Source organism: Metasolibacillus sp. (assembly GCF_025291715.1).
GTDB lineage: Bacteria > Bacillota > Bacilli > Bacillales_A > Planococcaceae > Metasolibacillus > Metasolibacillus louembei.
Map to the genome: position 1 here is coordinate 11844 of NZ_JAMBIZ010000020.1, position 23673 is coordinate 35516.

The window sequence follows — 23673 nt, forward strand, 5'->3', positions numbered from 1 at the left end:
TCCTTCATTTATCGTTTAAATGTTCTTTCATACTTTGTTGCTCTTGTTGGATTGCTTTGGCTAACTAAACGTGGACGCTTTGTTAAAAATTTGCGTGGAAATAGTAAAACAGCATCTTTTTGATCTTCAAGAATTAGCGGTGCAAATGGACTTAAATAAGGAACGCCAAATGAACGTAAGCTACATAAATGTAAAACGAGTGCCAATGTAGCAATCATAACGCCAAATAAACCGAAGCCACCTGCGAGTAAAATAAATGGGAATCGTAAAATCCGAATAGAATTGGATAATCCATATGATGGAAATAAAAAACTACAGATGGCAGTTAAAGCAACAATAATAACTGTTACTGCAGATACAACTCCTGCTTCAACAGCTGCTTGCCCGATAACCAATGTACCAACAATGGACACAGCTGGTCCGATTGTGCGGGGCATACGTAGCCCAGCTTCTCGCAAAATTTCAAAGGCAATTTCCATAATCAAGGCTTCGATAACAGCAGGGAAGGGCACACCTTCACGCTGAGAAGCAATACTAATGAGCATAGGTGTTGGCAACATTTCATGATGAAATGTTGTAATAGCAACATAAAAGGACGGTGCAATTAATGAAATTCCGATAGCTACAATCCTTAATATGCGTATAAACGAGCTAACAAACACATTGGAATAATAATCTTCAGATGATTGTAGGAAGGAGGTAATTAAAGCAGGTACAATAAGAACAAAAGGTGTACCATCAACTAAAATTGCTACTTTTCCTTCAAGCAGCTCGGCAGCAATAACATCTGGCCGTTCGGTATTATACATTGTTGGAAACAGCGTAAATTGAGCATCTTGAATTAATGATTCAATATAGCCACCTTCTAAAATACCATCAATTTCAATTTTATCGAGGCGTGCTAGCACCTCTTTCACTACTTTGTCATTGACAATGCCATTAATATATACGATGGCTACATCTGTTTGAGTGACAGAGCCAATCACTTTCGTTTGAATCCAGAGGTTAGGGTTTTTAATCTTTCGACGAATTAATGCTGTATTTGTACGCAATGTTTCCGTAAAAGCCTCGCGTGGCCCACGTATGACAGACTCAGCGGCAGGCTCCATGACGGGGCGATCTTTTGCATCCTTCATACTTGCGGCAAGTGCAACTGCTACTCCATCTAGTAAAATAATCGTACTGCCATTGAAAAGAGAGCGATAAAGTGCAGCGAAATCTTTAATTTCCTGTATGTCACCAATTGTTAAACAATACTGTTTCAAATAGTCAGTCGTATTCTCCATATTGAGCTCAATTTCATCGGTAAATTGCCCTGTAAGGCGCTCTAGCAATGTATTCGTCAGCTCTTCTTTATTTACTAAACCATCAATATAAATAAGGGCGATGGACTGTTTGGCAGATTTGCCAACCAATAATTGCCGTACCATCACATCATTGCTATGACCAGTAGCTTGTTTAAGCGCATCAATCGTTTTGGATAATGAAGTGAATAGCGGCTGCGGCTGTGCATTTGGTGATAACTCAGAATCAGCACGATGTGGTGTATTCGAACCCTTCATTTTTATCTCCTCCAAACGACTTTCGTTGAATAAATTGAGGATGGGCAAAAAAAGGTCAATTTAAACAGCGAATGTGGAATTAATATTGAATTGTGTGAAAATTGTGTGTGTGCCTGGCACCGAAACAAAAACAAGAATAAGCTGTCAGGGAAGTAGCGAACTACTTTCCTGACAGCTTATTTTTTAAAATTATTAAGCTAATGGGCCACCTTTTTTCGAAATTTCTTCCGAAACGTTAGCGAATTTTTTAAAGTTATCATTGAAAAGGCTTGCTAAATGTTTCGCCTTTTCATTATATGCATCCTTATCAGCCCAAGCATCACGAGGGGTTAATACTTCGGATGGCACACCTTCGATTGCTGTTGGGATGTGTAGGCCGAATACATCGTCTTGCGTTGTTTCAACATCGTTTAGCTTGCCGTCAATGGCAGCGCGAACCATTGCACGTGTGTAAGAAAGCTTCATACGGCTACCTACACCATATTCGCCACCAGTCCAGCCTGTGTTAACTAAAAATACTTGAGAGCCATGCTCATCAATTTTCTTGCCTAGCATTTCTGCATAAACTGTTGCAGGAAGCGGTAAGAATGGAGAACCGAAGCATGTTGAGAATACTGGCTCTGGCTCTGTTACACCACGTTCTGTACCTGCTAGCTTTGATGTGAAACCGCTTAAAAAATGATACATCGCTTGCTCTTTTGTTAATTTAGAGATTGGAGGCAATACCCCAAATGCATCTGCAGTTAAGAACACAATTGTTTGTGGGTGTCCTGCTACAGAAGGTTTTGCAATGTTTTCGATATAATCAATCGGGTAAGCAACACGTGTATTTTCTGTTAATGAACCATCATCATAGTTGCAAATACGTGTATTTTCATCAACTACAACGTTTTCTAAAACAGCGCCAAAGCGGATTGCGTTATAAATTTCAGGTTCTTTTTCTGCTGAAAGGTTAATTGTTTTTGCGTAGCAGCCACCTTCAATATTAAATACGCCGTTGTCTGACCAGCCATGCTCATCATCACCGATTAACTTGCGGTCGCTATCTGCTGATAAAGTTGTTTTACCTGTACCAGATAGACCGAAGAATAGTGCAACATCGCCTGCCTCACCAACATTTGCTGAACAGTGCATTGATAAAATACCTTGCTCAGGTAATAAGTAGTTCATAATACCGAAAATAGATTTTTTCATTTCACCAGCGTATTCTGTACCACCGATTAAAATAACTTTCTTTTCTAATGACACGATAATGAAAGTTTCAGAGTCTGTGCCATCCACAGCTGGATCTGCTTTGAAATTAGGAGCGGAAACAATTGTGAAGTCTGTTGTATGTGCAGTTAGCTCTTCAGCAGTTGGACGGATAAATAATTGGTGGCAGAATAAATTGTGCCATGCATATTCATTAATTACTTTAATGCCGATTTGCGAATCTTTATCTGCTCCAGCAAAGCCATTAAAGACAAAAAGCTCATCGCGCTCTTTTAAATAATTAACTACTTTTACATATAGTTTTTCAAACACTTCAGAAGAAATTGGACGGTTCACTTTGCCCCAATCAATTTTATCTTTTGTGCTTTCTTCCTCAACCGTATATTTATCTTTAGGAGAACGACCAGTATATTTGCCTGTCTCAGCGCGCAATGCACCATCAACAGTTAAAATTGCTTCTCCACGAGATGTTGCTTTTTCTACTAACTGTGGAACAGAAAGTTGAACATGAACATTTGTACCATTTAATAAATCTTTCAGTTCGTTCGCAATTTCTACTGAATTCATCGTTTAAAACCATCCTTTTGTTTATAATATTCCCATTAATAAAGGGTATTTCTTTCTTTCGAATACAAAAAGTATAACACATTAAACGAAATAGTCTATACTAATCCGTTATAAATTTATGAAATTTTATGGCGAATTCGTGTAACTGTATAAAACGGATGTCATAGGATGTAGTCCAACGAAAAATAAACGTATATAGCATTTGACAGTAGAAAAAGAATTATGTATTATATGAAATTGAACGGATACTCTTATCCCGAGCTGGTGGAGGGTCAGGCCCTATGAAGCCCGGCAACCTGCATGACTTTTCACATCATGCGTTGGTGCCAACCTGATGCAAGGAGATTTCTCCTTGAACGATAAGAGTGAAAGGGAACGAACATACAATCCTTTCTCTCATACTATATGAGTGGAAGGTTTTTTTATTGCAAATTTGAACCATTACACCTTTCAAAATCCTCGTGTTAAGAAGCGATAGCGGCTTGAAATAAGCTTGACATGGGTAACGAGTACCGTATCATATTCGCAGGAATTATAGGAGGAAATAACATGACAAACCGTAGATTATTTACATCAGAAAGTGTAACAGAAGGGCATCCAGATAAAATTTGTGACCAAATTTCAGATGCAATTTTAGATGCAATTTTAGCAGCAGATCCAAATGCGCGTGTAGCATGTGAAACAACTGTAACGACAGGTTTAGTATTAGTTGCAGGAGAGATTTCAACTTCAACTTATGTAGATATTAAAGGCATTGTACGTGATACTGTTGCAGAAATTGGCTATACACGTGGTAAATATGGCTTTGATGCAGAAAACTTAGCTGTTCTTGTAGCGATTGGCGAGCAATCGCCTGACATCGCACAAGGTGTAGACCAAGCGCTTGAAGCGCGTGAAGGCTCAATGACTGATGAAGCAATCGAGGCGATTGGCGCAGGTGACCAAGGTTTAATGTTTGGTTATGCATGTAACGAAACACCTGAGCTTATGCCGTTACCAATTAGCCTTGCACATAAGCTAGCACGTCGTTTAACTGAAGTACGTAAATCGGGTGAATTACAGTATTTACGTCCAGATGGTAAAACACAAGTAACAGTAGAATACGATGAAAATAATGTACCAGTGCGTGTGGATACAATCGTTATTTCGACACAGCATGATGAGGAAGTAACATTAGAACAAATTCAAGCAGACTTGAAGCGTGTTGTCATTGCACCAGTAGTGCCAGCAGAATTATTAGATGATGCAACAAAATACTTCATTAACCCAACAGGTCGCTTCGTTATCGGTGGACCAAAAGGGGATGCTGGCTTAACGGGGCGTAAAATTATCGTAGACACATATGGCGGCTATGCACGTCATGGTGGTGGTGCATTCTCAGGGAAGGATGCAACGAAGGTTGACCGTTCAGCAGCTTATGCAGCGCGTTATGTAGCGAAAAATATTGTTGCAGCAGGCTTAGCAGAGCGTGCGGAAGTGCAGCTTGCTTATGCAATTGGTGTAGCACAGCCTGTATCGATTGCTGTTGATACGTTCGGCACAGGAACAGTGTCATCATCACAAATTGTAGAATGGGTACGTGAGCTATTTGATTTACGTCCAGCAGGCATTATTAAAATGTTAGATTTACGCCGTCCAATTTACAAACAAACGGCAGCTTACGGACATTTTGGCCGCACGGACTTAAATGTTCCTTGGGAGCAAACAGATAAAGCGGAAGTATTAAAAGAAAAAGCAGCATTATTAGTGAAATAATAAAATGATAAAAGGCTGTCATGAAATGTAGGTCAATACCTTACTTTCTTGACAGCTATTTATTATTTATCTAGTGTAAGACTCCCACTTCAAAATAGTTAAGTGGGGTGTGGTTCACACATCTTCTTTTAATGATTTATAATATTGGCCTTTTTCTACATATTCACGGATGATGCGATCCATATCTTCGCGGTCCTCTGCGTTTACTTCGCGCACTACCTTTGCAGGACGTCCCATTGCGAGCATATTGGCAGGGATTTTTTTGCCTGGAGGAACGAGGCTTCCCGCACCAATAAAGGCACCTTCCCCAATTTCAGCACCATCAAGAATGATAGAGCCCATCCCAACTAATGCACGTTTGCGAATTGTACAGCCATGCAATGTTACTTGATGACCGATTGTTACTTCATCTTCAATCACCACGGGATTGTTTGGGCTTTGATGGATACAGCTTAAATCTTGTATGCTGACACGTTTACCGATAATGGTTGGTGCTACATCGCCGCGAATAACTGTATTAAACCATATTGTAGATTCCTCTCCAATTGTGACATCCCCTGTTATTGTAGCGAAATCTGCGATAAATGCAGTCGAATCAATTTTTGGCATTATCCCTTTATATGGGTAAATCATGTTAAAAACGCTTCCTTTCTTTATGCAAACTATGCAACCATCGTATCAAAAGTAGGGAAAAATAGAAAATAAAATTTAAACAATCGTATAAATACCGATTATAATAAAGGCATCTATTTCATGATAAAAAGAACAGGTTAAAATATAGGAGGGATTGCAATGTGGAAATGGGAGGCTGAAGGACAGCCAAAAGCAGTTGTTGCAATTGTCCATGGAGCATATGAGCATCATCGTTGGTATGCTTGGCTAATTGAAAAGCTGCGAAGCGCAGGATTTCACGTTGTAATGGGGGATTTACCAGGACACGGAGCACAGGCGAAAAATATCAATTATCACGATGAGGATTTTTTTAAATATGAGGATTATGTAAAGCAATTAATAGAAATAGGCTTATCGGAAAATTTGCCTGTATTTGTTATAGGTAATGGTTTAGGTGCAACAGTATTAATGAATGTTTTACAAAAAAAGCAGCTGGAATGTGCAGGTGTAATCTTTATTTCACCATGGATGCACTTAAAGCTACTGCCTGGGAAAATGTCCAATGCCTTAACAAGTATTAGTGCATTAACGTCTAGTGTAAGGCTCAATCATGAAATTACGATGCAGCTGATGTCTCGAAATGCAGAGGTATATGAAGAGTTAAGAGATGACATACCGCATAATACAACTGTTACAGTGAAATGGTATAAAGATTTGCAACAGCTTTTAAAGCGCTTGAAAAATCCAGAAGTAAAATTTCACAATATGCCTGTTTTGATGATGACGGGTGAAAGAGATCAAATTACGGATATACAGGCAGCAAAAAGCTGGTTAATGCAGCAGCCATTATCGCATTTTCAATATAAAGAATGGGCTGATTGTCGCCATAGTTTATATTTTGAAATGGAAAGAGAAGAAGTATATTTATACACAAAAGATTTTATGAATAATGTGTTACGCTCACTAGGCTATATTATTTAAACATATATACATTATGTTTGTTTAATAATAAATTTTAAAGTTTTGTCATAGTAAACCACTTTACACAAATTGGCTTTTTTTGTTTGACAAATAAACAGTATAAGTCATAAGAATGCTTTAACCAATTAGTGAAGTAATAACAAGAAAGGTATGTTAGAAATATTTCTAACATACCTTTCTTAGTTTGAAAGCTGATAAAATCTATCTTTTTTAAAATTTCACAATGCGAAATATTTAGAATTTTTTAAAAATGTATTGCATAAAAAATGCATATGTAATATAGTAAACTTCAAAATAATACATTATTTTCAAAGGGGGATTTTAATGGATTCAATTGTAAGTTTTTTGAATGATATTTTATGGGGACCATGGTTTATTTATGGCATTATGTTAATCGGACTATTTTTCTCAATTATTACTCGTTTTTTACAAGTACGCCATATTAAAGACATGTTTGTACTGATGTTCAAAGGGGAGAAATCGGAAAAAGGTATTTCGTCATTCCAAGCGATGTCGATTGCTTTATCAGGACGTGTTGGTACAGGTAATATCGCAGGTACAGCAACTGCGATTGGTATGGGGGGACCTGGTGCTGTATTTTGGATGTGGGCAATCGCCTTTATTGGTGCTGCTACTGCTTATGTAGAGTCAACATTGGCTCAAATTTATAAAGAAGAGAGAGAAACTGAATATCGTGGTGGTCCAGCCTTTTATATTGAAAAAGGAACTGGTCAGAAATGGTTTGGGGCTTTATTTGCTGTCGTAGCTGTTATTGCGATGTTAATTTTAATGCCAGGTGTACAATCAAATGCGATTTCGGGTGCAGTTGAGAACGCTTTCGGTACAGCACCTTGGATTACTGGTATTATTATTGTTGTTTTATTAGGTGCTATCATTATCGGTGGTGTTAAATCGATTGCAAATGCAGCACAAATTATCGTGCCATTTATGGCGGCTGCTTATATTATTATGGCATTCATCATTATTGCAATGAATGCTAGTGAAATTCCTACAGTAATTGGCTTAATTTTCTCAAGTGCATTTGGTGCACAAGAAATTTTTGGTGGTATCATTGGCTCTGCCATTGCATGGGGTGTTAAGCGTGGTATTTATTCAAATGAAGCTGGTCAAGGGACTGGGGCTCACCCTGCAGCAGCAGCGGAAGTATCTCACCCTGCAAAGCAAGGAATTGTACAGGCAGCATCTGTTTATATTGATACATTATTAATTTGTTCAGCAACAGCATTTATGATTTTATTTACAGGTATGTATAATGTACATGATGAAAAAGCAGATCCAGTTGTTGTAGAGCACGAATCAAAAGAGTATGAAATTAATCCAACGATTTTTGTTGGTGAATTTGGTAAAGGTGAATACACTGGTGATACGCAAATTTCCTTTGCACAATCAATTGAAGCAGGGGCTGCTTACACACAGCATGCTGTAAATAGTGCACTTCCAGGGTTCGGTGGACCGTTCGTAGCAATTGCATTATTCTTCTTCGCATTTACAACAATTATGGCTTATTACTATATTGCTGAAACGAATGTTTCATATTTATTCTCAGGCAAAGCTGAAAAAATCGGTATTTGGATAGCCAAGTTTGCCATTTTAATTGCAGCATTTATGGGAACAGTCCGCACATCTGGTTTAGCTTGGGCTATGGGGGATGTTGGATTAGGCCTAATGGTATGGGTGAACGTTATCGCTATTTTACTGGTGATGAAGCCAGCGATTGTTGCATTAAAGGATTATGAGAAGCAGAAAAAAGAGGGCAAAGACCCACAATTCAATCCTACTGAGCTCGGTATTAAAAATGCAGATTTCTGGGTTGAGCGTAGTAAAAAATTAAAGTAAGGCTGCATTCAATGATAGTTCTACAATTCATTAATATGGGCTAAATAGAGATAACAGGTGCTTGAAAAGCGTGTTAGTGCATGCTTTTCAGACACCTGTTTGCTGTTTTAATGAGAAGAGATAAGCAGAAATTTTGTTGGTATTTTCCCCTCGTTCCACCAAATATGACTTTCCGTAGAGGAGAACATGACGTGCTGTCCAACTTGTAAAACTCTTTTTTGCTCTTGGTAGGATTACAAATAGTAAAGTAGTTGTAGATGATTTACCTGGTGTGAAGGATGAGGCAGGCGAGCTAATTGATGCAGCTAACAAAGGTGTTTGGAGCTTCGACGATATATATGGGGAGCTAGAACAGCTTGTTGCAGGTGAAAAAGTAGGACGTCAGCAACAAGAGGACATCACATTCTTTAAATCGGTTGGAGCCTCTTATTATGATTTAGCTGTAGCACAAGGTGTTTATAAAAAAGCGTTAACACTGCAAATTGGGAAAACAGTAGAGCTTTAAAGGGGTGTTCCGAAGCGACTTAGGCTTCGGAAGCACCCCTTTTGCTCTGCTAATTACTATGTTGCTCTGCTACTTGTGCAGAAGAAGAGCCTTTTAATGAAATGGCCGCACAGCCTAATGCTGCTAGCGCAAAAATAGCGCCAAAGATGGATAAATAAATAGCCGATGATGTAAAGGCGAATACAACACCACCAACTGCCGAGCCAATGGAAATACCGATTTGTAGTGCAGCTGTATTTAAGCTTTGCTGAACGTCGGATGTTTTTGGGGCAATTTGAATTAAATATGCCTGTAATGGTGGTGTTAAAGCCCAGCTTAGTGCACCCCAAAATACAGTGATAATTAAAAATAACGGCAATGATACGATTGTAAATGGAATTAACAATAATACAATTGCAAATGCTGACACAACAAATAAAATGGTTTTTTTCGTGCCAAGTTTCCCATTTAACCAGCTACCAAGCGCATTCCCGCTTACAGAGGAGACACCGAATAATAAATAACAAGCGCTAATCCATGAAGCGCTCATATCAAAGGCTTCAACTAAAAACGCAGTTAAATATGCATAGAGCATATAGTGCCCTGCTAGCATAAATAATGTTGTAAATTGTGCGCTTAAAATTTTTACATCTGCTAATGATTTAATCTGCGCTTTTAATGGAAGTATTTCAGCAACAGGCATTCTTTCTAGGAAAATAATATTTAAAATAATCGATAAAACCGATAGTACCGCAATTCCTAAAAAGACGGAGCGCCAGCCGAATGATTCTGTAATAAAAATGCCAAGTGGCACACCGATAACAAGGGCTGAGCTGACACCGATAAAGACATAGCTCAATGCTTTTGCACGGTAGCGTGGCTCAACGATTTTCGCCGCAATTGTTAACGATAAAACAATAACAAGCGCTGTACTCATTGCAGAAACAATACGGGCAATCATAACGATTGTAAATGTCGGGCTGACATACATCATTAAATTACTTAAAGCAAAAATAACTAATGCAATAATAAATAGCTGCTTTCGTTCAATTTTGGCTGTTAACGATAAAAGTATCGGCGCAGATAGGGCATAAATAAAGGCGAAAACAGTAATCAACTGTCCTGCTGTCGCAATGGATACGTTTAAATCCTCTGCAATGCTAGGCAAAATCCCTCCAACGATTAATTCAACTAAACCAACTGCAAATGCAGTGATGGACAGAATATATACTCTCCAATTCATTTTTATCAATCCTTCCTTTCAAAATAAAAAAAACTTCCGATTACAAAAATAAAAATTTTTGTAATCAGAAGTTTACGGTTTCTGGTAGAGACCCTCAATCCATATTATTGAGGTTATACATTTGTTATCCTAGCATAAAGTGAGTCGTCTGACAACCCATTTTATTTTAGCTGCTGCATATGATAAAAAATGCCCTGTTTTTTAATCAGCTCATCGTAATGGTCTGCTTCTACAAGCTGATGCTCGTAGATGACAAAAATGCGGTCAAAGAGGGCAAGGGCATCAAGCTTATGTGTAATACAAATAACCGTTTGTGGCAATGTGAGTAACAACTCCGTACAATGTGTTGTTAATGAGCCGTCTAAATGTGCAAATGGCTCATCCAATAAATAAATGGGCGCATCGCGCAGTAAGACGCGGGCAAGTGCTAGACGCTGCTGCTCCCCACCTGATAAATTGCGCGCATTTTCCAATACCTCTTGCTCAAGTGAAAAGGGGAGCTGCAATTGCTCTAACAGTTGCTCCATTTGTCCGGCCTCTTTCTCACTTAATAAATTTTCCTTAATTGTGCCGCTAAAGAAATGATTATGCTGTAGCATAATGCCCATTTGACTCCATAGCTGTTCATGCTGAATTTGTGCAGTATTGTCCCCATTCCATAAAATTTCTCCATTGCTTGGCTGCAAATTTTGAATTAACAGTTGGAACAAGGTCGATTTTCCTGCACCGCTTGGCCCAACAATGGCAATTTTTTCACCAGCATTAATCGTAAATGAAATATCCTGCAATGCTTGAAAATCACTATTTGGGTAGCGATAGCTGACATTATTAGCTTGCACTGTTTGCAATTGTCCTTGCGGCAAAGCTTGTGTTGATATTGCTGCAGCATTAAATGCTGTTAAACGATCAAAGGCATCCTTTGCTTTTGCTTTATGCAAAGGGACTGTGCCAAGCGGGATTGCTACCTCAAAAACAGTTAATGCAATTAATAGTAGCATCGCTAAATAAAGCCCGTCTAAAGCCCCAGTGGTTACAAAATAAGCACCGAGAATGACGACCGCAAAGGCGGTTGATAAGGCGGTTGCTTGATTGACAAGCTGTGACTTTAACGCCTGTTTTTCTTCGTTTTGTATATTTTGCTCAAAATCAAGGCTGAGCTGCTGTAGTGCTTGCTCTGCAGCAGGGCGTTTCCCTGCAACTGTTAAATCGGTTAAGCCGTAAAAATATTCCGTCAAGCTTTCTGTGTAGTGCTGCTGGCTTGTTATTTCTTTTGGCTTTTGCCAAAGCAACGGCAAAATTATGCTGCAGAGAATAACGCTAACAAGCAACAGCAATGTAATCCAAATTGAAAACCAAATAGTAAATAGCATTGTGCCGAAAAAAACGAGCAATGCAACGAGCGGTGGATAGGCAACGCGTAAAAAATATTGCTGTAATGTATCAACATCCTTCGTCATACGCGTTAATAAATCGCCCCCTCGGTAGCTCGAAAGTAAAGAGTGTGCATATGGTTGCAAGCTTTGGAAAAAGCGGAGGCGAATTTTTTCTAGCAACGAAAAAGTAACACGATGTGAAATATAGCGCTCCGCATATTTGCTTGCCGATTTCGCCACACCAAACAATTTTAAAAAGGCGGTTAAAATTAAAATGATATAAAACGGTGGCAATAATGCTGCCTTGGAAATTAGAAAGCCGCTTTGTGCAAAGAGTGCCACCGCTGTTAGGCCACTGATTGTGCCAGCTAAAAGGGCGAGTAAAAAGTCTCTTTTTTCACTTAAAATCATTTGCCACATGCTGCTTCACCTCTTTCCAGTTGACCGTTCCGTACTTCATAAATTGCATCTGCATGTGCAATGCTTTCATGACGATGTGCAACAATAATGACGGTGCTACGATGATGGAACTGCTTAATAAGCTGATGAACGGCTTCGGCTGTTTGCACATCAAGTGCAGCAGTTGGTTCATCTAGCAATAAAATAGATGGCTGCTTTAACCATGCTCTTGCTAAAGCGATGCGCTGTTGCTCCCCACCTGATAAGCCAAGCCCACCTTCGCCAATTTTTGTGTCAAAGCCATTGGCAAGCTGCTTAAACCATGTTATTAACTGCACTTGCTGCAATGCTTCAAGCAACTGCTTCTCTGAATAATTGCCACCCATTTGTAAATTTTCTCGCAATGTCGTTGCAAATAAATACGGTTTTTGCGAAACGAGCATCATTTCTTGCCGCCATTGTTGCTCATCAACTGTTGATTGGGGCTTGCCGTTGATAAGTAGCTGTCCAGTATCAGGCTTCATTAATGCTGCGAGCATATGCAAAATCGTCGTTTTTCCGTGTCCAGATGGTCCAACAATGGCGATTGTTTGTTTTGCTGGAATCATCAAGGTAATTGGACCAATTGCTTGCTGCTCGTATTGAATCAAAGCATCCTTTAATGCGAGGGAAGGTGCTTCAGAAAAAGCTTCTGTTCCCCATGTAGGTGCACGCTTCGGCTCATGAAGTGCCTCCTGTAAAATTTCTGCCGCTGCTAGGCTACCACGTCCTGTGTGAAAGGCTGCGCCAAGCTCCTTCAATGCTTGGTAATATTCAGGTGCTAATGTTAAAACGAAAAAGGCTGGTGCAAAGGCAAGCGTTTGGAAGACAATCATGCGAAAGCCGATTTCCAGTGCAACAAGGCCGATACCAAGCGTTGTAATCAGCTCAATAAACAATGTAGAGGCAAAGGCAATTTTTAAAACAGTTAGTGTTGCGGCTGAAAATTGCTTGTTATGCTCATTCAGCTTGAGCTCTTGCTCACGCGCTTTACCAAATAATTTTAATGTTTGTAGACCGTAGAGCATTTCTAAAAATGTGCTGGAAAAGCGATTCATTTTCGTTAGCTGTTGTTCCACTTTTGCCTTTGTTTGAATGCCAACTAAAATATACGTTAAAGGAATAAACGGTGCTGTAATTAACATAATAACAGCACTTGTTGGATGCACGAAAAACAATGAGATAACAATGATTGCAGGTAGCATCAACGTTTTAATAAATTGTGGGATATATTGCGCATAATAAGCATGCAGCTCCTGTACCGTATGCTGTAAAATAGCAATTTTTTCGCCAGCAGGCTTGGCAGATGGCGTAGACCAATGTGCCAATAATTGTTGACGCACCTTCGTTTTGACGCTTCCTGCATAGCGATTCGCAGCAAGCTGCATGAAAGCCTGTGTTGCAAGCCTCACGCAAATTGCGACAGCTAAAAGTGCCGCATAAGGCCATATCACTTCAAAGGATGCTTTGTTGATAAAGACGCTATCCACAATTTTGACGATACTATACGCTTGCCCAATAATCGCACTAGCGAGCAGCAAGCTAAACAACATAAAAAGTGTAATATATTTTTTTTCTGAAAATGCGAGCTGCCTGAGCCAAGCCATGTTGTATCCTCCTTAATTGTGTGGGTGCCAGGCACACACACAATTCTGACAATTAACTACTATTAAGGTATACTAAGTTTGTGCTTTTTGAAAAGGAATACACTTGCAAGAATCAGCGTTTTTTGCGCTTTGTGACAAATTTCTGTATGTCGAATATGTGAATATGTACGGAAGCAAAGTAACGACAATAGATTACGCTTATATTTAATGCTACGATGAAGGAAAAATAGGCAATAAAGGAGTGAGGGAAGTGGATTCTGTTTTTTGGAGTAGGGCTTTAACGGAGCTGACGCTATCGTTCCATATTATTTTTGCAACAATTGGTGTCGGTGTGCCGTTAATGATTTTAATTGCACAATATGTAGGTTATAAGAAAAATGATATGCATTATACGATGATGGCTAGACGTTGGGCACGAGGCTTTACAATTACCGTAGCGGTTGGGGTTGTAACAGGTACGATTATTGGCTTGCAGCTATCGTTATTATGGCCACAGTTTATGGAAATGGCTGGGCAAGTGATTGCATTACCGTTATTCATGGAGACATTTGCATTCTTCTTTGAGGCGATTTTCCTTGGCATTTATTTATATACTTGGGACCGTTTTAAAAATCCAAAATATCATATGTTGCTGCTAATCCCTGTAAGTATTGGCGCTTCGATGTCCGCTCTTTTTATTACGATTGTTAACGCTTTTATGAATGCACCGCAAGGCTTTACGGTAAAGGGTGATGCATTAATCGATATTCAGCCGTTTATGGCGATGTTTACACCTGCGATGCCCACAAAGGTTGGGCATGTTTTAACGACAGGCTATATGACGGTTGCCTTTATTCTTGCAGCGATTGCTGCCTATAAATTATTGCGCGGTGAAAACCACGTCTATCATAAAAAAGCACTTGTTTTGACGATGAAGCTAGGCTTAATTTTTGCACTCGCTTCAGCAGTTGTTGGCGATTTTTCTGCAAAGTATTTAGCGGAGTACCAGCCTGAAAAACTAGCTGCGGCAGAATGGCATTTTGAAACAGAAGAGGGTGCCGACTTAATTTTATTCGGTGTGCTAGATGACGGTGAAGTGAAATATGAAATTCGCTTACCGAAGCTGCTTAGCTTCTTATCGCATACCGATTTTAACGCAGAGGTAATTGGGCTCGACCAATATCCAAAGGATGAGCATCCACCCCTTATTATCCATTACTTCTTTGATACGATGGTAGGGATAGGTGTCTTTATGATTTTACTGTCTGCTGCCTTTGTGCTTGGCAAATGGAGAAGCTGGTCATGGGTTGAAGCAAGGTGGTTTAGATGGCTTATCGTGTTAGGGGGACCGCTATCCGTTATCGCCATTGAAGCGGGCTGGTGGCTTGCTGAAATGGGGCGTCAGCCATGGATTTTATACGGCATTATGCGCACATCAGAAGGGGCAACAACCGCCACAGGTGTTGAATATTTATTTATCGCCTTTGCCGTTGTCTACTTTATTTTAGGTGTCGGCAGTGTCGTTATTTTACAGCGCATGTTCAAAAATAATCCGATTGAGAAGGAATTAAATTCAAGACAGGACGGTGAAGGCTCATGGCATTAGAAATATTAGGTATATCTGTGTTGTGGCTGTTCTTGTTCGGCTATGTGATTGTAGCGTCCATCGATTTTGGCGCAGGCTTCTTCAACGCGTATAGTTTAATTAGAGGAAATCACCAAACATTAACGAAAATTATTAAGCGCTATTTATCACCAGTTTGGGAAATTACCAATGTCTTTTTAGTATTTTTCTTTGTTGGAGTTGTTGGTTTTTTCCCGCAAACTGCTTACTATTATGGAAACGTCTTAATTGTACCTGCCTCAATCGCTTTAATTTTATTGGCAATTCGAGGAAGCTATTACGCATTTGAAGCGTATAGCGGTGTTAGTGGGCATAAAGGCTATGCGCTTGCTTACGGTATTGCTGGGCTATTTATTCCTGCAGCTTTTTCGGTCGTTTTAACCATTTCAGAAGGTGGCTTTGTTAGTATGGACAGCGGGCATCCGAAGCTAGATTATGGTGCCTTATTCGCCAGCCCTTTATCTTGGTCGATTGTGGTGCTGTCAGTTGTTGCGGTGCTGTATATCTCCGCAGTCTTTTTAACATGGTATGCGCACAAGGCTGGAGAGCGTGAGGCAACTGAAGTAATGCGAAAATATGCCTTAATTTGGGCGGGACCATTAATTGTCAGCGCATTCGGTATTATTATCGAAATGCGTCAATTAAACAATTGGCATTATGAAAATATGTTCGATGTGTGGTGGCTCTTTGCACTATCTGGCTTATTATTTGCGGGTACAGTTTATTTCATTTATAAGCGCATTCGCTATAATTGGGCGCTCGTTTTACTTATCGTCCAATTTGCGCTCGCCTTTTTCGCATATGGCGTTTCGCATTATCCATATTTACTCTATCCGTATTTAACGATTCACGATAGCTTTACGAGTGAGGCAATGGCGATTGCCTTAGTTGTCGTGTTTATTGCAGGGCTTGCATTACTATTGCCTTCGCTTTACTTAGTGTTCCGCTTATTCGTATTTAATAAAGAGTATGTATCAGGCAAATCTGATCACCATGTATAGGAGGGCAAAACATGAGTAATTTTTTAATATTTGTCGCACCATTTCTCATTGTGATTGCATCGATTGTCGCTGCTTTTTTCGTAGCGACACGCATGAGCTGGGTGGATGAGGAATAAAAATGGGGGTGTTGGCTAGCCAACACCCCTATTTGTTGCCCATTTCCTTGACCTTTTCAAGCGCCACCACAAACGGTGGGCTGTTTTGCTGATTTAAAAATTCATAGCGCAAAACATGCACATGCTTTTGTGGAAGGCTGCTAACAAAGCGTAGCACCTCATCGCGTTCCTCAGCGCCACCATCATGCCCATGATAAATGACTAAGACGATAATGCCGCCAACTTTTAATAATTGCAGCAAGGTTTCTAGTGCGGTAATCGTTGTGTTTGGCTTTGTAATAATGGAATGGTCACTGCCTGGTAAATAGCCGAGATTAAAAATTGCACCAGCTACAGGCTTTGTCACATATTTGGCGATGTTTTCATGCCCATCCTTTAAAACGAGAGCTCGGTGTTCAAGGGCATTGTCCAACAGACGATGCAAAGTTGCGTCAACCGCCTCTTTTTGTACATCGAAGGCATATACATAGCCATCGTCACCAACTAAATTGGCTAAAAATAATGTGTCATGCCCGTTACCAGCTGTTGCATCAACGGCGATATCGCCTTCTTGAATCGCGTCTGCTAAAAGGCTTTGAGCATATTGTAAAACGCGTTGTAATTTCATTTTTTCACCTCATAAAGTCTACTTTGCCATGTGTTGCGGCGTTCTAGCTCTGCATCAATACCGTTTAACACGCTCCATTTATTGACACTCCACATCGGCCCAATCATTAAATCAATCGGCCCATCGCCTGTAATACGCTGCACAACCATGTGTGGTGGTAACACTTCAAGCTGGTCAACAACGAGTTGAATATAATCTTCCTGTGTCATAAATTGCAGCAAGCCTTTTTCGTATTGCTTGACTAAAGGTGTACCTTTTAATAAATGCAGCAAATGAATTTTAATGCCTTGTACATCGAGCTTTGCTACTTCACGTGCTGTTTCGAGCATCATATCGTATGTTTCTAAGGGCAAACCATTAATAATATGTGTGACGATGCGAATATTGTGACGACGCAGTTTTTCTACACCTTCTACATATGTTGCGTAGTCATGTGCACGATTAATTAAATTTGCCGTTTTTTCATGCACCGTCTGTAAGCCAAGCTCCACCCATAAATAGGTACGCTCATTTAATTCAGCTAAATATTTCACGACATCGTCAGGCAGACAGTCAGGGCGCGTTGCAATACTAATCCCCATAACACCTTCACAGGCGAGTGCCGCTTCAAATTTTTCCTTTAATACGGCGAGGGGCGCATGTGTATTTGTATAGGCTTGGAAATAAGCCATCGTTAAGCCATCTTTCCATTTATGCTGCATTTTTGCTTTGATTTTTTCGAATTGAACAGGAATCGGATCCACTTTGTTACCAGCAAAATCACCGCTACCAGCAGCCGAGCAAAATGTGCAGCCTCCAAAAGCGACCGTGCCATCGCGATTTGGGCAATCAAAGCCCGCATCTAAAGCTACTTTATAAACCTTTTGTCCAAATTCATTGCGTAAATAGCGATTCCATGTATAGTAACGCTTTTCGTCAGAAGGAAAAGGGAAATTTGTCATCGTTGTCACTCCTCTAAAAAATGATTGTAACACGCATTGACGTAGTGAAAAACTTTTTCTTGTATATTTTGCAAAAGAGGCATAGACTGATATTTTGAATATCGAAGGAATTTGGAAGGAGAGAGGATATGCCAAGACAGGTATGGTATTTAGTCATCGGGATGTTTTTAAACACAGTAGGTAGCTCCTTTTTATGGCCTTTAAATGCTATATACATACACCATCATCTAGGAAAAACGTTGACGATTGCGGGTTTTGTGTTAATGCTTAATTCATTAGCGGCGGTCGTTGGTAATTTATTAGGTGGCTATTTGTTTGATAAAATTGGTGGCTTTAAAACAATTGTGATTGGTGTCACATTAAATATAGGCGCATTAAGCTTATTGATGTTTTGGCATGATTGGTGGCCTTACGTTATTTTGTTAACGGTTATCGGCTTTAGTGGAGGGGTAGTTTTTCCTGCAATGTATGCGTTGATAGGTGCTGCGTGGCCAGAAGGTGGGCGCAAAGCGTTCAATACGTTATTTTTATCGAATAATGTTGGGGTAGCGATTGGTCCTGCACTAGCAGGCTTTATCGCAGATATGAATTTTGAATATGTTTTTAAAGCGAATTTCTTTACTTATTTAATTTTCTTCCTGCTTGTTGTCACAACATATAAACGCTTTGATACGAAAAGTATGGCACCGAAAAATGTACTTGCAGAAAGAGGGGGCAAGGAGTCGAAGGCAGGACTTTATGCATTACTTACTTTGTGTCTCGCTTTAGTATTATGCTGGATGTCGTATTCACAATGGAGTGCGACGATTTCTTCTTACACACAAGGCTTAGGCATGTCGCTCTCACAATATAGTGTGATTTGGACGATCAACGGCTTGCTCGTTGTCGGTTTCCAGCCAGTCATTCGTCCACTCGTTCGACGTTGGGAGAAGAAGCTCAAGCATCAGCTCGCATTGGGACTTGTCTTAATGTCATTCTCCTTCTGTATCGTGGCGGTTGCAGAGGAATTCACAATGTTCGCGGCAGCAATGGTCATTTTAACATTAGGGGAAGTATTTTTCACACCTATTATTCCGACAATTGCTAATCAACTCGCCCCGAAAGGTCGACAAGGCTTTTACCAAGGCATTGTCAATAGTGCCACGACAATTGGACGAATGATTGGTCCACTCTTTGGTGGGATGATGGTCGATATATTTGATATGCAGACATTGATGTGGAGTGTCGTTGTGCTGCTGCTTGTAGCAATTATCCCTGCATGTGCCTGGCACACGAACAATAAAGAAAATTCAGAAAACTAAATACAATTCAATCGAAAAGCTAGTGTCACAACGAGTGAGGACACTAGCTTTTGTTATAGCTCAAGTCAATTGCAAATCATAATCATCCTCACAATGCATTAAATAGAGCTCTAGGGTAGCGTATCTGGAATGAGGTAAATAGGATAGAAGTGAATTTTTATGCAAAAAATTAAATGGTGCTGGAACGTTATGGTAGTAATAATAGAAAGAGCTATAAGGATAAAGAGCTAGGGCCTCTACCAAGGGGATAGTGGTATTGATTGGATTACGGTGAATATAGCGGCTAACAGCGATAATATCGAGGGCTGAAGGAACAATATCTGAAAAAAACCTTTTTTCATAGAGGTGACCAGTGTAGTCATATCTCTTCTTGAAATAATCACTATAACGACGATTAATCATCGCCATGATTTTGCTGTGGGAAGCATGAGAAGAGCGCAGTAATAAATGATAATGATTTGGCATAATGCAAAAAGCAATAATGGAAAATTGATATTTTTGATACGTGTACTCTAAAATTCGCAAGAAAGCTTGATAGTCAGCATGATGTAAAAAGATTGTTTGTCGATTATTTCCACGCATCACGATATGAAAATAGTGATGCGGCGACCAAAGACGATGTTTTCTAGGCATAGCAGCCCTCCTTTTATATGAATTGAATATAGTGTAAAAACAATGATAAATCTTGTCAAATGGCTCAAGAAAGCACTTATTGTGCAAAATGTTTGAAATTAGAAATTTGACTGTGAAAAACGAATGAAATTTGTCATTTGAATAGTAAAGTGCATAAAAAATTTTTTTTCATGAATTGTGTGGAAATTGTGTGTGTGCCTGGCACGCAAAAAAAAAACTTGTACTTTCAAGCTAATTCCTTTAGAATGAAGGCATTATATACAACGACTATGACAAGGAGTAGTAAATTTCGACACTTTTTAGAGAGTTAGCGGTTGGTGTAAGCTAACAGGTGAACAAATTGAACTCGCCTTTGAGTTTGCTTTTAGATACTAAAAGCCGTGTTTTCGCGTTAAGAAGCTGGAGCTGAGTGCAGTGTCACTAATTTGGGTGGTACCGCGGGAGTCAAATATACTCTCGTCCCTTTCTACGGAAGGGGGCGAGTTTTTTATTTTTCTAAAAATTCAGTCACTTCGGTTTGGGCGATAGAAAACAAGTCGATACTATGATTTTGAGGAGGAGTAATATGAGTTTCAATCATCAAGAAATTGATAAAAAATGGCAGAAGTATTGGGCAGATAATAAAACATTTAAAACGGTGAACGACAACAGCAAGCCAAAATTTTTCGCGCTAGATATGTTTCCATATCCATCAGGTGCAGGCTTACACGTAGGGCACCCACTAGGCTATATTGCGACAGATATTTTAAGCTCATTTAAGCGTATGCAAGGCTATAACGTGCTGCATCCAATGGGCTGGGATGCGTTCGGCTTACCAGCGGAGCAATATGCGTTAGATACAGGCAATGACCCAGCGGAATTTACAGCGAAAAATATCGCAACATTTAAGCGTCAAATGAACGATTTAGGCTTTTCGTATGATTGGGATCGTGAAATTAATACGACAGACCCGAAATATTATAAATGGACGCAATGGATTTTCATCCAATTATTCAATCGTGGCTTAGCATATGTTGATGAAGTGCCTGTCAACTGGTGTCCCGCATTAGGTACAGTGCTTGCTAACGAGGAAGTAATCGATGGCTTATCAGAGCGTGGCGGACATCCTGTAGAGCGTCGCCCAATGCGTCAATGGATTTTACGCATTACGGAATACGCGGATCGTCTATTAGAAGATTTAGATGAGCTTGATTGGCCAGAAAGCTTAAAAGAAATGCAGCGTAATTGGATTGGGCGCTCTGAAGGTGCAGAAGTAACATTTAAAATCGATGGTACAGAGCATACATTTGATGTCTTCACAACGCGTCCAGATACGCTATTTGGTGCAACGTATGCAGTATTAGCACCAGAGCATAAGCTAGTTGCTGAAATTACAACAGCAGAGCATCGTGCACAAGTAGATGCATATCTTGATAAAGTAAAAACAAAATCAGACCTTGAGCGTACAGATTTAGCGAAGGAAAAAACGGGTGTCTTCACAGGCGCATATGCAGTGAATCCAATTAACGGTGCCAAAATCCCTGTATGGATTGCGGACTATGTGTTAGCAACTTACGGTACAGGCGCGATTATGGCGGTTCCTGCTCACGATGAGCGCGACTATGAATTTGCTAAGCAATTTGGCTTAGAAATTAAAGCGGTGCTTGCTGGTGGTGATATTGAAAATGAAGCATTCACTGGTGATGGCGAGCATATTAATTCTGATTTCTTAAACGGTTTAAATAAAGAGGATGGCATTGCTAAAGCGATTGCATGGCTAGAGGAAAACGGTGTCGGTGAGAAGAAAATTTCATACCGTCTACGTGATTGGCTATTCTCACGTCAACGCTATTGGGGTGAGCCAATTCCTGTTATTCATTGGGAAGATGGCACAATGACGACTGTTCCAGAGGAAGAGCTACCATTAATGCTGCCAAAAACAAATGATATTCGCCCAAGCGGTACAGGTGAATCACCACTTGCTAATATTGAAGAGTGGGTAAATGTAGTAGACCCTGTGACAGGGAAAAAAGGTCGTCGTGAAACAAATACGATGCCGCAATGGGCTGGTAGCTGCTGGTACTACCTACGCTATATCGACCCGAATAATGATGAAATGATTATCGATCCAGAGCTAGCAAAACGCTGGTTGCCTGTTGATATTTATGTTGGTGGTGCAGAGCATGCGGTGCTGCATTTACTATACGCTCGCTTCTGGCACAAAGTGCTATATGATATCGGTGTTGTGCATTCAAAAGAGCCATTCCAAAAGCTATTTAACCAAGGAATGATTTTAGGTGAAAACAACGAAAAAATGTCAAAATCAAAAGGCAATGTGATCAACCCAGATGATATCGTTGAATCACACGGTGCAGACACGCTACGCCTTTATGAAATGTTTATGGGACCACTTGAAGCCTCAAAAGCATGGTCAACAAATGGCTTAGATGGCTCACGTCGCTTCCTAGAGCGCATTTGGCGTCTATTTATTGATGATAATGGCACGGTAAGTAGCAAAATCGTGGACACAAATGACGGCAAGCTAGAGCTTGTTTATCATCAAACAGTGAAAAAGGTAACAGAAGACTTTGAAGCAATGCGCTACAACACAGCGATTTCACAAATGATGGTATTCATTAACGAATGCTATAAGGTGGATGCTGTACCAAGAGAGTATGCAGAAGGCTTTGTCCAAATGATTTCACCAATCGCTCGTCATATTGCAGAGGAGCTTTGGCAAAAGCTTGGTCATGCTGAAACAATTACGTATTCTACATGGCCAACATTCGACCCATCGAAGCTTGTAGAAGATGAAGTGGAAGTGGTTGTACAAGTACTAGGCAAAGTGCGTGCAAAAGTAAAAGTTGCAAAAGATATTTCAAAGGAAGACTTAGAAGCTGCTGCATTAGCAGACGAAAAAGTACAAGAATTTATCGCAGGTAAAGACGTTGTCAAAGTGATCGTTATTCCAGGTAAACTAGTGAATATCGTTGTGAAGTAATAAAAAAATCAGCCACCTCTCCATTATCGAGGTTGGCTGATTTTTAATATGTCGAAATTAAGGTTCATTTAACCTTCTAGCAACTTTGAATTTTTCATCGACTTTAACAGCCATCATCCCATCAAAGCTATGTGTAATTTCGATATCTTTTATTTTGTATAGCTCAGTACCGATAGGCAGTGCAAATCCTTCTCCATGACTAGATGGCAGCTCCGTCACTTTAGTAGTAGTTTCTCCTACTTTTTCCTCCACGTCAAATTCAGGTAAAGGCTCATTTGTTACAACATAATTGGCTCCCTCCCAATTAAATATGGGATTAGACAAACCCTCCTTTTTATTACAGCCAACTAGCATAATAAGAACAAAGAGTAATGATACTACAAAAAATACCTTTTTGTTTCTCATAAACTTCACCTCTTTTCTGAATTAAATGGTAATATTTTGTTGAAATAGGCTTGTGAAATCCATAGTTTGTTTTTAGTGTAATATATATTTTTTTTACACGCTCAATTTTTCGTTAAAATACAGAAAATTAAATAATATATCAATGTGGGGTAAATCATAAAAGGGGCAAAAATACAAATGAAATAATGAAAGAGTGATAGATAGAATCATACCTCTCTTTCACTGTATTTACTGGTGGTGTTGTTTTACAAGTAGAGATTCTATTTCATCTTGAGAAAGCATTTTTGGAGATGTAGTTTTAGTGGTTAAAGCTTTTCGCAAATTCAAGAGACTAACCAATAAACTAACCAATCCTAATATGGAAATAAATATCCATATTATGGGGCTTATTAAAA

Annotated in this window: 19 protein-coding genes, 2 riboswitches and 1 other annotated feature; of the genes, 9 read left to right on the plus strand and 10 right to left on the minus strand. The window is 39.7% G+C overall.

Annotated features, from left to right (window positions below; translation table 11 throughout):
* Positions 1 to 8: 8 nt before the first annotated feature.
* Both M3Z76_RS12750 and pckA read right to left on the minus strand, forming a co-directional pair.
* The gene (locus M3Z76_RS12750) at positions 9 to 1562 is read right to left on the minus strand and encodes a spore germination protein (RefSeq protein ID WP_293927587.1); all 1554 of its coding nucleotides are present in this window, start codon (positions 1560 to 1562) and stop codon (positions 9 to 11) included.
* A gap of 192 nt (positions 1563 to 1754) precedes the next feature.
* A complete protein-coding gene (pckA, locus tag M3Z76_RS12755) occupies positions 1755 to 3341 on the minus strand; it encodes a phosphoenolpyruvate carboxykinase (ATP) (RefSeq protein ID WP_293927585.1) in 1587 nt (528 codons plus the stop codon).
* A 248-nt stretch (positions 3342 to 3589) separates the two neighbouring features.
* A riboswitch (SAM riboswitch) is annotated at positions 3590 to 3707 on the plus strand.
* A 183-nt stretch (positions 3708 to 3890) separates the two neighbouring features.
* Between pckA and metK the strand changes: the two genes are divergently transcribed.
* Positions 3891 to 5096, plus strand: coding sequence for a methionine adenosyltransferase (gene metK, locus M3Z76_RS12760; RefSeq protein WP_293927582.1), 1206 nt, complete (start codon positions 3891 to 3893; stop codon positions 5094 to 5096).
* A gap of 114 nt (positions 5097 to 5210) precedes the next feature.
* On the opposite strand, the gene M3Z76_RS12765 is transcribed toward metK, so the two are convergent.
* Positions 5211 to 5729, minus strand: a complete 519-nt coding sequence (locus M3Z76_RS12765; RefSeq protein ID WP_293927580.1) for a gamma carbonic anhydrase — start codon at positions 5727 to 5729, stop codon at positions 5211 to 5213.
* Between the two features lie 159 nt (positions 5730 to 5888).
* Here M3Z76_RS12765 and M3Z76_RS12770 point away from each other — a divergent pair, with 159 nt between their 5' ends.
* From M3Z76_RS12770 to M3Z76_RS12780, 3 genes are all read left to right on the plus strand, one after another.
* The gene (locus M3Z76_RS12770) at positions 5889 to 6689 is read left to right on the plus strand and encodes an alpha/beta hydrolase (protein ID WP_293927578.1); all 801 of its coding nucleotides are present in this window, start codon (positions 5889 to 5891) and stop codon (positions 6687 to 6689) included.
* A gap of 324 nt (positions 6690 to 7013) precedes the next feature.
* Positions 7014 to 8546, plus strand: a complete 1533-nt coding sequence (locus tag M3Z76_RS12775; RefSeq protein ID WP_293927577.1) for an alanine/glycine:cation symporter family protein — start codon at positions 7014 to 7016, stop codon at positions 8544 to 8546.
* A gap of 232 nt (positions 8547 to 8778) precedes the next feature.
* Positions 8779 to 9051 carry a hypothetical protein gene (locus tag M3Z76_RS12780; protein WP_293927619.1) on the plus strand — a complete coding sequence of 91 codons (273 nt, stop codon included), beginning with the start codon at positions 8779 to 8781 and terminating at the stop codon, positions 9049 to 9051.
* Between the two features lie 49 nt (positions 9052 to 9100).
* Here the strand turns inward: M3Z76_RS12780 and M3Z76_RS12785 are convergent, their stop codons facing one another.
* The 3 genes from M3Z76_RS12785 to cydD all read right to left on the minus strand — a co-directional run bounded on the left by M3Z76_RS12785 (position 9101) and on the right by cydD (position 13691).
* Complete coding sequence (locus M3Z76_RS12785; protein WP_293927575.1) at positions 9101 to 10273, minus strand: MFS transporter; 1173 nt, start codon at positions 10271 to 10273, stop codon at positions 9101 to 9103.
* 41 nt (positions 10274 to 10314) lie between these two features.
* A riboswitch (purine riboswitch) is annotated at positions 10315 to 10414 on the minus strand.
* A 20-nt stretch (positions 10415 to 10434) separates the two neighbouring features.
* Positions 10435 to 12066, minus strand: coding sequence for a thiol reductant ABC exporter subunit CydC (gene cydC / locus M3Z76_RS12790; RefSeq protein ID WP_293927574.1), 1632 nt, complete (start codon positions 12064 to 12066; stop codon positions 10435 to 10437).
* Positions 12054 to 13691: a thiol reductant ABC exporter subunit CydD gene (gene cydD / locus M3Z76_RS12795; RefSeq protein ID WP_293927572.1), complete on the minus strand. Its 1638-nt coding sequence runs from the start codon at positions 13689 to 13691 to the stop codon at positions 12054 to 12056. The genes cydC and cydD overlap by 13 nt, the downstream gene beginning before the upstream one ends.
* A 241-nt stretch (positions 13692 to 13932) precedes the next feature.
* On the opposite strand from cydD, the gene M3Z76_RS12800 reads away from it, so the two are divergent.
* The 3 genes from M3Z76_RS12800 to cydS are packed head-to-tail and all read left to right on the plus strand — an operon-like array spanning position 13933 to position 16411.
* On the plus strand, positions 13933 to 15276 hold the full coding sequence (locus M3Z76_RS12800; RefSeq protein WP_483310166.1) for a cytochrome ubiquinol oxidase subunit I: 1344 nt from the start codon (positions 13933 to 13935) through the stop codon (positions 15274 to 15276).
* Positions 15267 to 16295: a cytochrome d ubiquinol oxidase subunit II gene (locus M3Z76_RS12805; RefSeq protein ID WP_293927566.1), complete on the plus strand. Its 1029-nt coding sequence runs from the start codon at positions 15267 to 15269 to the stop codon at positions 16293 to 16295. Before M3Z76_RS12800 ends, M3Z76_RS12805 begins: the two co-directional genes overlap by 10 nt.
* 11 nt (positions 16296 to 16306) lie before the next feature.
* Entirely contained in the window at positions 16307 to 16411 is a 105-nt protein-coding gene (gene cydS / locus M3Z76_RS19835; protein WP_483310167.1) for a cytochrome bd oxidase small subunit CydS family protein, read from the plus strand.
* A gap of 28 nt (positions 16412 to 16439) precedes the next feature.
* On the opposite strand, the gene mnmM is transcribed toward cydS, so the two are convergent.
* Together mnmM and mnmL are read right to left on the minus strand one after the other, a co-directional pair.
* The gene (gene mnmM, locus M3Z76_RS12810; protein WP_293927563.1) at positions 16440 to 17018 is read right to left on the minus strand and encodes a tRNA 5-(aminomethyl)-2-thiouridylate-methyltransferase MnmM; all 579 of its coding nucleotides are present in this window, start codon (positions 17016 to 17018) and stop codon (positions 16440 to 16442) included.
* Positions 17015 to 17959, minus strand: coding sequence for a tRNA modification radical SAM protein MnmL/YtqA (gene mnmL / locus M3Z76_RS12815; protein ID WP_293927560.1), 945 nt, complete (start codon positions 17957 to 17959; stop codon positions 17015 to 17017). The genes mnmM and mnmL overlap by 4 nt, the downstream gene beginning before the upstream one ends.
* Positions 17960 to 18087: 128 nt before the next feature.
* On the opposite strand from mnmL, the gene M3Z76_RS12820 reads away from it, so the two are divergent.
* Positions 18088 to 19260: an MDR family MFS transporter gene (locus M3Z76_RS12820; protein ID WP_293927558.1), complete on the plus strand. Its 1173-nt coding sequence runs from the start codon at positions 18088 to 18090 to the stop codon at positions 19258 to 19260.
* A gap of 60 nt (positions 19261 to 19320) precedes the next feature.
* On the opposite strand, the gene M3Z76_RS12825 is transcribed toward M3Z76_RS12820, so the two are convergent.
* The gene (locus M3Z76_RS12825; protein ID WP_293927556.1) at positions 19321 to 19893 is read right to left on the minus strand and encodes a transposase; all 573 of its coding nucleotides are present in this window, start codon (positions 19891 to 19893) and stop codon (positions 19321 to 19323) included.
* 260 nt (positions 19894 to 20153) lie between these two features.
* Positions 20154 to 20360: a binding site (T-box leader), on the plus strand.
* A gap of 98 nt (positions 20361 to 20458) precedes the next feature.
* Between M3Z76_RS12825 and leuS the strand changes: the two genes are divergently transcribed.
* Positions 20459 to 22873 (plus strand): leucine--tRNA ligase, encoded by a 2415-nt coding sequence (leuS, locus tag M3Z76_RS12830; RefSeq protein ID WP_293927553.1) that lies wholly within the window; start codon positions 20459 to 20461, stop codon positions 22871 to 22873.
* Between the two features lie 57 nt (positions 22874 to 22930).
* Here the strand turns inward: leuS and M3Z76_RS12835 are convergent, their stop codons facing one another.
* Entirely contained in the window at positions 22931 to 23278 is a 348-nt protein-coding gene (locus M3Z76_RS12835) for a hypothetical protein (RefSeq protein WP_293927551.1), read from the minus strand.
* Positions 23279 to 23673: the final 395 nt, after the last annotated feature.

What these genes read in the sequence shown, in the direction of transcription:
- M3Z76_RS12750 (WP_293927587.1), bottom strand. Translation starts at nt 1,562, where the DNA reads ATGAAGGGTTCGAATACACCACATCGTGCTGATTCTGAGTTATCACCA.
- pckA (WP_293927585.1), bottom strand. Translation starts at nt 3,341, where the DNA reads ATGAATTCAGTAGAAATTGCGAACGAACTGAAAGATTTATTAAATGGT.
- metK (WP_293927582.1), top strand. Translation starts at nt 3,891, where the DNA reads ATGACAAACCGTAGATTATTTACATCAGAAAGTGTAACAGAAGGGCAT.
- M3Z76_RS12765 (WP_293927580.1), bottom strand. Translation starts at nt 5,729, where the DNA reads ATGATTTACCCATATAAAGGGATAATGCCAAAAATTGATTCGACTGCA.
- M3Z76_RS12770 (WP_293927578.1), top strand. Translation starts at nt 5,889, where the DNA reads ATGTGGAAATGGGAGGCTGAAGGACAGCCAAAAGCAGTTGTTGCAATT.
- M3Z76_RS12775 (WP_293927577.1), top strand. Translation starts at nt 7,014, where the DNA reads ATGGATTCAATTGTAAGTTTTTTGAATGATATTTTATGGGGACCATGG.
- M3Z76_RS12785 (WP_293927575.1), bottom strand. Translation starts at nt 10,273, where the DNA reads ATGAATTGGAGAGTATATATTCTGTCCATCACTGCATTTGCAGTTGGT.
- cydC (WP_293927574.1), bottom strand. Translation starts at nt 12,066, where the DNA reads ATGTGGCAAATGATTTTAAGTGAAAAAAGAGACTTTTTACTCGCCCTT.
- cydD (WP_293927572.1), bottom strand. Translation starts at nt 13,691, where the DNA reads ATGGCTTGGCTCAGGCAGCTCGCATTTTCAGAAAAAAAATATATTACA.
- M3Z76_RS12805 (WP_293927566.1), top strand. Translation starts at nt 15,267, where the DNA reads ATGGCATTAGAAATATTAGGTATATCTGTGTTGTGGCTGTTCTTGTTC.
- cydS (WP_483310167.1), top strand. Translation starts at nt 16,307, where the DNA reads ATGAGTAATTTTTTAATATTTGTCGCACCATTTCTCATTGTGATTGCA.
- mnmM (WP_293927563.1), bottom strand. Translation starts at nt 17,018, where the DNA reads ATGAAATTACAACGCGTTTTACAATATGCTCAAAGCCTTTTAGCAGAC.
- mnmL (WP_293927560.1), bottom strand. Translation starts at nt 17,959, where the DNA reads ATGACAAATTTCCCTTTTCCTTCTGACGAAAAGCGTTACTATACATGG.
- M3Z76_RS12820 (WP_293927558.1), top strand. Translation starts at nt 18,088, where the DNA reads ATGCCAAGACAGGTATGGTATTTAGTCATCGGGATGTTTTTAAACACA.
- M3Z76_RS12825 (WP_293927556.1), bottom strand. Translation starts at nt 19,893, where the DNA reads ATGCCTAGAAAACATCGTCTTTGGTCGCCGCATCACTATTTTCATATC.
- leuS (WP_293927553.1), top strand. Translation starts at nt 20,459, where the DNA reads ATGAGTTTCAATCATCAAGAAATTGATAAAAAATGGCAGAAGTATTGG.
- M3Z76_RS12835 (WP_293927551.1), bottom strand. Translation starts at nt 23,278, where the DNA reads ATGAGAAACAAAAAGGTATTTTTTGTAGTATCATTACTCTTTGTTCTT.